Origin of the sequence: Gardnerella vaginalis (genome assembly GCF_001546485.1) — a bacterium.
Classification (GTDB): domain Bacteria; phylum Actinomycetota; class Actinomycetes; order Actinomycetales; family Bifidobacteriaceae; genus Bifidobacterium; species Bifidobacterium vaginale_D.
The window spans coordinates 23,990-31,296 of the sequence record NZ_KQ956883.1 but is presented as its reverse complement, the minus strand read 5'-3'; the positions used below and the strand labels follow the sequence as shown (position 1 = coordinate 31,296).

Below are 7,307 nucleotides of genomic sequence, written 5' to 3'. Positions count from 1 at the left end.
GCGATTCGGCGCGCAAGGCGCTTTCCTTCGCCTTCGCGTTTAGCTTCTTCAAGCCGCCTTGAAACTAAAGCTTCAACCGGTATGCGCACTTCTGCCGTGGTGGCAACGCGGCTTGTGTTGGTAAGAATTGCTACAAGCGCTTGCACGCCGAGCCAGCTTTCCAGCTGGGCTTTGACGGCTTCGCCCATAGTGTTTACGGTGTTTGCGCCCATTGCGTCGCATGTATCTACGTCAATTTCGAGTTTGGCGAAGCCGTGCAAAGCTGAAACGCGGCATTCGCGCGCGCCGCCACCTCTTTTCATCATTGATGGGTGTGACTCGTTTGCAACGCGTAGTAGTTCTTCTATCTTTTCACGATTCTTAGCAATCTCGCTCAAACGCGCCGCTACGCTTGAATCCAAGTCTTCAAAAACTATTTGCGCAGTTGTTACGTATTGTGGCGAGTTTGCTACAATACAGCCTTCAATGCTTGTTGCAGCAATTCTTGCTCCATTACAGGCGGCTGCAATCACGGACGGCTCCTCGGTTGCAACCAGCACGTCCCGCACTTCGTCGTTCACAATCAGCCCACGCACAACGCCAACCGGAAGCGTGTACTTTCCAATCTGATGCTCAATCATATGATTTGCAATGTCTGCAGGTATGGTAGCGTTAGAACTTTCTGCAAGCTGTTGAATCAGCAATGCTGCTTCAGTTTCATTTAAACATCCTTCATCTTTTAAGGTTTTGATGCGATTTTCCACGCTTAATTCACGAAAAGCAGTCATCGAAATCACCTCATGATTTTACCGACTACGAATGCTACTGATTATTTCGCATCTTAATCTGCATTGCAACGCCAATTCCGCCGCCAACACATAGTGCTGCCACGCCGTTCTTCTTATTACTGTCTCGCAGAGCGTACATAAGCGTTGTCAAAATTCTCGCTCCGCTAGCACCCAGCGGATGACCGAGCGCAATCGCGCCGCCCCTCACATTTAGTTTCGACTCGTCAATATGAAGTTGCTCCGAAACTGCAATGCTCTGCGCTGCAAAAGCCTCGTTAATCTCAAACAAATCAATGCTTTCAACGCTGCTTCCGGTTGAGCGTAGCATGCGTTCCATCACGTGTTTTGGAGCGTATCCCATTAAATCTGGGTCGATTCCACCTTCTGCAAATCCCACAATTTGCGCAAGATATTCAATTCCGTGCTCTTGCGCGTAATCTTTGCTCATAAGTACGAGGGCTGCGGCTCCGTCGTTGATTCCGCTTGCGTTTCCGGCAGTTACGGTAGATTCGCGCGCACTAACTTCGCGCTCCGCGCCTGAATTTTCGTCCGACGCTTTAAACAGCGTGCGCAATTTCGACAACTGCTCTAAAGACGTATCTGCACGAGGATGTTCGTCGCGAGTTACAACGGTTCCGTCTGCAAGAGTTACTGGCACAATCTCAGAATCAAAATCGCCTCGCTTAATAGCGGCAACAGCTTTTTGGTGAGATTTAAGCGCAAAAATATCTTGTGCTTCGCGAGTAATACCAAATTTTGCGGCAACATTTTCTGCAGTAACGCCCATTGCGTCGCCTGTAAAAGCGTCGTTTAAGCCGTCGCGCTGCAGGCCGTCAATAAGCGCAAAATTTCCGTATTTGTGTCCGCTAAATCGCGAGTTAGTTGCATAAAATGGCACGTTGCTCATACTTTCGGTGCCGCCTGCAACAACAACTTGCGCGTCTCCCATAACGATTGCGGATTGCGCCAAGCGCACTGCTTTTAAGCCAGATCCGCACACTTCGTTAATAGTCATTGCGCAGCTGGAAGTGTCGAGTCCTGCGCGCAATGCGATTTGGCGAGCTACGTTCTGACCGCTGCCTGCTTGCAAAACGTTGCCAAAAATGGCCTGATCTACGTCGTGAGCATTAAGACCTGCGCGTTCGATTGCGGCTTTTGCGGCAATCGTTCCTAAATCAACTGAGGAAAGCGAAGATAAGCTGCCGCCGAATTTGCCAATAGGCGTGCGTACAGCGCTCGCAATCACCACTTCAGTCATATGTTTAGCCACCTAATCAATTGTTTGTTGCATTATGTATTGCAACATACCAACCGGACTACTTTATCGTATTCTTACGTAAAATCGAGAGTCTCTAGTAATTTTTCTCGTTTCCTTCACATTTGCACTTGCTTGAGTGAGTTTGTGCGCTTAAAGCCGACCATAAATGCCGTAATATTCTCCGGCAAATGTTTCTGTAGCTTTGCAGTTGTGCTTTGCGAACGTTGAGTATTTGTTGATGAGTGAACTTTAACAGTATTGCTCTGCAGACGCTGAGTATTTGCTGATTAGAGAACACTAGCATTCATGCTGCCGCACACACTACACCAAACCCACTCAACCACCAACCCGCCCGAAGCTTAGTTACGCGACTTGAGTTGCAGGAATATTCGTGTGGTGAGATTTGAGATTTTTCGCACTGAACGAAGGACGCTCGCGCGGTTAACGCGCTCGCTACGAAACTCGCGTTGGAAGTCCACTGGATTTCCAACTTTAGCGAGTTTCCGCTCCGAGTTACTTTCGCGCGCTACGCTCTAAGCGCGAAAGCAGGTCGGAGCGCTACTTACGGAACGAAATCGACCCATCAACAGGATCCATCGCGTCAACAATAGCGAGCGAATCCAAGTTATATCCTGCCTTGCGAAGCGCATCGCCGCCGCCTTGGAAGCCCTTTTCAATCGCAATACCGATGCCGGCAACTGTGGCTCCAGCGTGATCGCAAATGTCAATTAAACCTTGTAAAGCTTTACCGTTAGCCAAAAAATCATCCAAAATAAGCACGCGATCTTCAGCGCTCAAATACTTACGAGACACAATCACCGGAAATTCTCGCTGCTTCGTAAAAGAAAATACTGTAGAAACGTATTGGTCTCCATCGAGATTAATAGATTGCGCTTTCTTGGCAAAAACCACGGGAATATTTCCAAAGTGACGCGCAGCAACGCAAGCAATACCAATTCCAGAAGCTTCAATCGTAAGAATCTTATTAATGCCAGCATCGCGGAAATGTTCTGCCCAAGCAGCTCCCATATGGTCAAACAACGCAACATCGCACTGGTGATTCAAAAAAGCGTCCACTTTCAACACGTTGCCAGGCTTCACAATGCCATCTTTGCGAATGCGTTCCTCAAGTTCCTGCACGATGTATCAATCCTTTCGTATACTCCAACGATTCCCATTTCGTCATTTTGGAGCTTTTTGCAAGTTATTCGTATTATGTAAATTTACGATTTGCAGTACGCATAAGCATACCCATAGCCGTGACACAATACATACTTAAAACGACTGCAGTATGTGGTAAACCTGATTAGACGTGTATGCAATCAAACTGTGGGGGCACTGTGATTGCTCAAGATAAAGCGTAAGTAAATTAAGCAGTATTAACGGAGTGTCAGTATGAGTAATTATGGGTACATAAGTGATTTATTAGGTGAACCAGTAGCTAGTAATGAATCGCCTGATAATTCTGTTGTGTCTGACAATTCTGTTGTGTCTGACAATGCGGCATTTGCTCCTGCAGATTCTATAGATGAAATGCAAAATTTTTATACTTCTGACGAACAGTTATACGATAATGCTGCTCATGCGAATGATTATGCAAATTACGGATACGATGAATACGCTGATGCTTATGCGCAAGAATACGTGCCTTCGCAAGAATATCAGCAAGACGCTTCGCAAGAATATCAGCAAGAAGAGTCTGCTCTGCAACAAGAACAATATTTGCAACAAAACACTTCACAAGAAACGTATTTGCAAGAATACACTACTTCGCACGTTACGGTTGATCCTAAAACGTTGCTGGATGGTTTAAATCCGCAACAATCTCAAGCAGTCCAATACGATGGACCAGCGCTACTCATTGGTGCAGGCGCTGGAAGTGGTAAAACACGAGTTCTTACGCGCAGAATCGCTTGGATTTTAAGCCAAAAAGGTGCGTGGCCAAGCCAAATTCTCGCAATCACTTTTACTAACAAAGCCGCTGCAGAAATGCGCGAACGCTTAAGTCAACTTATCGGCGCCGAAGCAAATACTATGTGGGTTTCGACTTTCCATTCCGCGTGTGTAAAAATACTTCGCAGATCTGGACAATATATTGATTTAAAATCAGGTTTTTCTATTTATGATACTGCTGATTGCGAGCGTTTAGTAAAAATAATTGCAACTGAACTTAATGTTGATATAAAGCGTTTTACGCCGCGTAGTATTTTAGGTAAAATTTCGGATTGCAAAAATAGTTTGATGAGTTGGCGTGAGCAACTCGACATGTATGCAAACGATTACAAGCCTGGCGTTGCAGGTCAACAAATTGCGCATTCTGGGAATGCTGAGGCTGTGTACGCAGTTATGTACGCGGAATACCAGTATCGTTTGGCGCAAGCGAATGCAGTTGATTTTGACGATTTAATTATGCGAACCGTGCAACTTATGCGTGATGCTCCAGAAGTTGCTAAATACTACCGTCACAAGTTCCGCTATATTTTGGTTGACGAGTATCAGGACACTAACCACGCACAGTATGAGCTTATTCGAGAACTTGCGGGAGTTGATGTAAAGCAAAGTAACGCAGTTGCAGCACAGCAGTCGCAGTCGCAGCAGCCCGCTGATCCTCCTGCATCAATCACCGTCGTCGGCGACTCAGACCAATCAATTTACGCATTCCGCGGCGCAGATATTCGCAATATTCAAGACTTTGAGAAGGATTTTCCAAACGCAACCACTATTATGCTTGAGCAAAACTATCGCTCTACGCAAACAATTTTGGATGCCGCAAACGCTGTTATTTCGCATAATCAAGGTCGAAAGCCTAAAAAATTGTGGACTGCTTTAGGTCAAGGTGCTCCAATTACCGGCTATGCTGCAGACAGTGCTCAACAGGAAGCAGCTTGGGTTGCGGAAGAGATTGCACGATTGGCTGGAGAAGAAGGCATCGCATATTCAGATATGGCAATTATGTATCGTGCTAATGCACAATCGCGTTCGTTAGAAGATGCACTTATGAAAGCAGGACTCCCATATCAGCTGGTTGGTGGCATAAAATTCTACGAACGTCGCGAAGTAAAAGATGCGCTCGCATACTTGCAATCTATGGCAAATCCGGACGATGACGTGAATATGCGCAGAATTTTGAACGTACCAAAGCGTGGACTTGGCGCTCGTGCGGAAGCTTTGCTAACGCTTTACGCCCAAACACAAGGAGTGAGCTTCTGGCAAGCTTTGGAGCATTTGGAGTCGATTGACGGCATGCCAACTCGCACTGCAACTAAGCTTAAAGAGTTTCGCAATCTTATGCACAATTTAATGACGTGTATGCAAGACAACGATTCGAAGCCTTCTCAAGTTATTGACAGTATCTTAAAAGACAGCGGTTTGCTGGAAGATTTGCAACGTTCTGAAGATCCGCAGGATGCTGCTCGCGTGGATAATTTGTCACAATTGCAGTCGGTTGCTGCTGAGTATGAGCAGAATACTCCAGATGCTAGCGTAGCTGGTTTCCTCGAAACGACAGCTCTTGTGGCAGATTCGGATCAGTTGCCGGACGAAAACGAGGATACTGGCAAAGTTACGTTAATGACGCTTCACACGGCTAAGGGTTTGGAGTATCCGGTTGTGTTCTTAACTGGCATGGAGCAGGGCACGTTCCCGCATGCTCGAGCTTTGGAAGACGATAGTGAGCTTTGCGAGGAGCGCCGGCTTGCTTACGTTGGAATTACGCGTGCTAAGCAGCGTCTATATGTGACGCGTGCTGCTGTGCGTTCGCAGTGGGGTCAGGCTCAGGAAATGCTGCCAAGTCAGTTTTTGGATGAGATTCCAAATAATTTGATTGATTGGAAGCGCAGAGAGGCTGATGTTGAGCGTTGGGGGGCTTCGTCTAGGCGCGGCGATGATTTCGGTAGCGATTTTGATGGCGATTTCGGCGACTGGAGTGACGATTATAGCGATACTTTTAGCGAGAAAACGACCTACGGTGGCAGCGCTTACGGTTCCAGCAGATCTCACAGCTATGGCAAATCTTACGGTTCCGGCAAATCTTACGGATCTAAGTCGTATGGGCGTAAATCGCATAGTTCTTCATACGGTTCTGCCTATGGTCCTGCCTATGGTTCTCAATCTCAATGGTCAAAATCAAGTGCAGTAAAAACACGTAAAACTATGGCTAAATCAGCATCGTCAACAAGTGCAACAAAACTTGGCTCATCTTCCAGAGTAATGGATAAAGACAATAATCTTAATATTGAAGATTTCCAAGTCGGAGATAAAATTACGCACGATACTTACGGCTTAGGAACTGTGCTCGCAACTCAAGATAAGGGCAGGAATTCCATTATTACCGTCGACTTCGGTTCTGACGGCGTCAAACGATTAATGCTCCGAGTAGCGCCTATAGAGAAATTATAAATTTTTTCTTTTATGTAGCTTACTCGTAAAATAATGCGCAATAATCAAAAATTGCACGCATGAATATTGGTAATATTGTCATAATTAATGCTGCAATTATATACATGAAAACAAAATATTCAAGACTTGTTTTCTCTTAAGCTATAAGAAAAAATATAACAGTAAACGAAAATATAACTTCAGAACATTAATAGTTATGAGGTATGGGGAAACTATTGCAAGTGCTTGGTTGTGGGTACTTGATTGTGAATGCTGGGAAGTTACGGTTTTTGTATGCACAAAATAAGGATGTGACGAAAGCGTGGCACTTGCAAACGTGAGTGCCGTAAGGCGTGTGGCATTAAAGACAATGTGACACTAAAAAATTAATAACATACATGTAACGAGGTATTTATTATGAAAAACAAGTTATTCGCATCAATTCCTGCAATTATTTTTGGTTTGCTGATTGCCATTGCGCCATTGACGTTTGCAAAGCCATGCGCAATTGGAGGCATGAGCAAAGGTGGAAGCATGCACAAAATGCCTATGATGATGCAACCTATGGCATGTTACTACACAGGTCGTGTGGCTATTGGAATTGGCGTAGTTATTGCAGTTCTCGGTATTATTGCATTGTTTGTGAAAGAACAGGTTCGCGCTGGCTTAAATATTGCTGTAATGGTGAATTCTTTGCTTATGCTTTCTGTTACAACATTCCTTATTGGTGTGTGCAAAAGCCCTATGATGCATTGCGCTTCGGTTATGCGCCCAACGTTGATTGTGCTTTCCGTTCTAGCATTGGTGTTCGCAGCTGTTTCTGTGTATTTCGACACTAAGTCTTCTTGCGAGTGCGCAGCTAAGTAGTAACGAAGCTAAGTAATAACGCAATTAATGAAGTAATT

The 7,307-nt window shown here is 45.3% G+C and carries 4 protein-coding genes and 1 pseudogene; 2 read left to right on the top strand and 3 right to left on the bottom strand.

Annotated elements, in window-relative coordinates; all coding sequences use genetic code 11:
* The 3 genes and pseudogenes from HMPREF3208_RS06315 to HMPREF3208_RS06305 form a co-directional block, all read right to left on the bottom strand.
* Positions 1-767: pseudogene (locus HMPREF3208_RS06315) on the bottom strand (hydroxymethylglutaryl-CoA reductase, degradative); the annotation flags it as partial.
* 34 nt (positions 768-801) lie between these two features.
* Complete coding sequence (locus HMPREF3208_RS06310) at positions 802-2,025, bottom strand: acetyl-CoA C-acyltransferase (RefSeq protein ID WP_064347826.1); 1,224 nt, start codon at positions 2,023-2,025, stop codon at positions 802-804.
* A gap of 558 nt (positions 2,026-2,583) precedes the next feature.
* Positions 2,584-3,165 (bottom strand): xanthine phosphoribosyltransferase, encoded by a 582-nt coding sequence (locus tag HMPREF3208_RS06305; RefSeq protein ID WP_016637207.1) that lies wholly within the window; start codon positions 3,163-3,165, stop codon positions 2,584-2,586.
* 255 nt (positions 3,166-3,420) lie between these two features.
* Between HMPREF3208_RS06305 and HMPREF3208_RS06300 the strand changes: the two genes are divergently transcribed.
* Both HMPREF3208_RS06300 and HMPREF3208_RS06295 read left to right on the top strand, forming a co-directional pair.
* On the top strand, positions 3,421-6,423 hold the full coding sequence (locus tag HMPREF3208_RS06300) for an ATP-dependent helicase (RefSeq protein ID WP_064347823.1): 3,003 nt from the start codon (positions 3,421-3,423) through the stop codon (positions 6,421-6,423).
* A 396-nt stretch (positions 6,424-6,819) separates the two neighbouring features.
* Positions 6,820-7,269, top strand: coding sequence for a DUF4418 family protein (locus tag HMPREF3208_RS06295; RefSeq protein ID WP_016637209.1), 450 nt, complete (start codon positions 6,820-6,822; stop codon positions 7,267-7,269).
* The last annotated feature ends 38 nt before the right edge of the window (positions 7,270-7,307 follow it).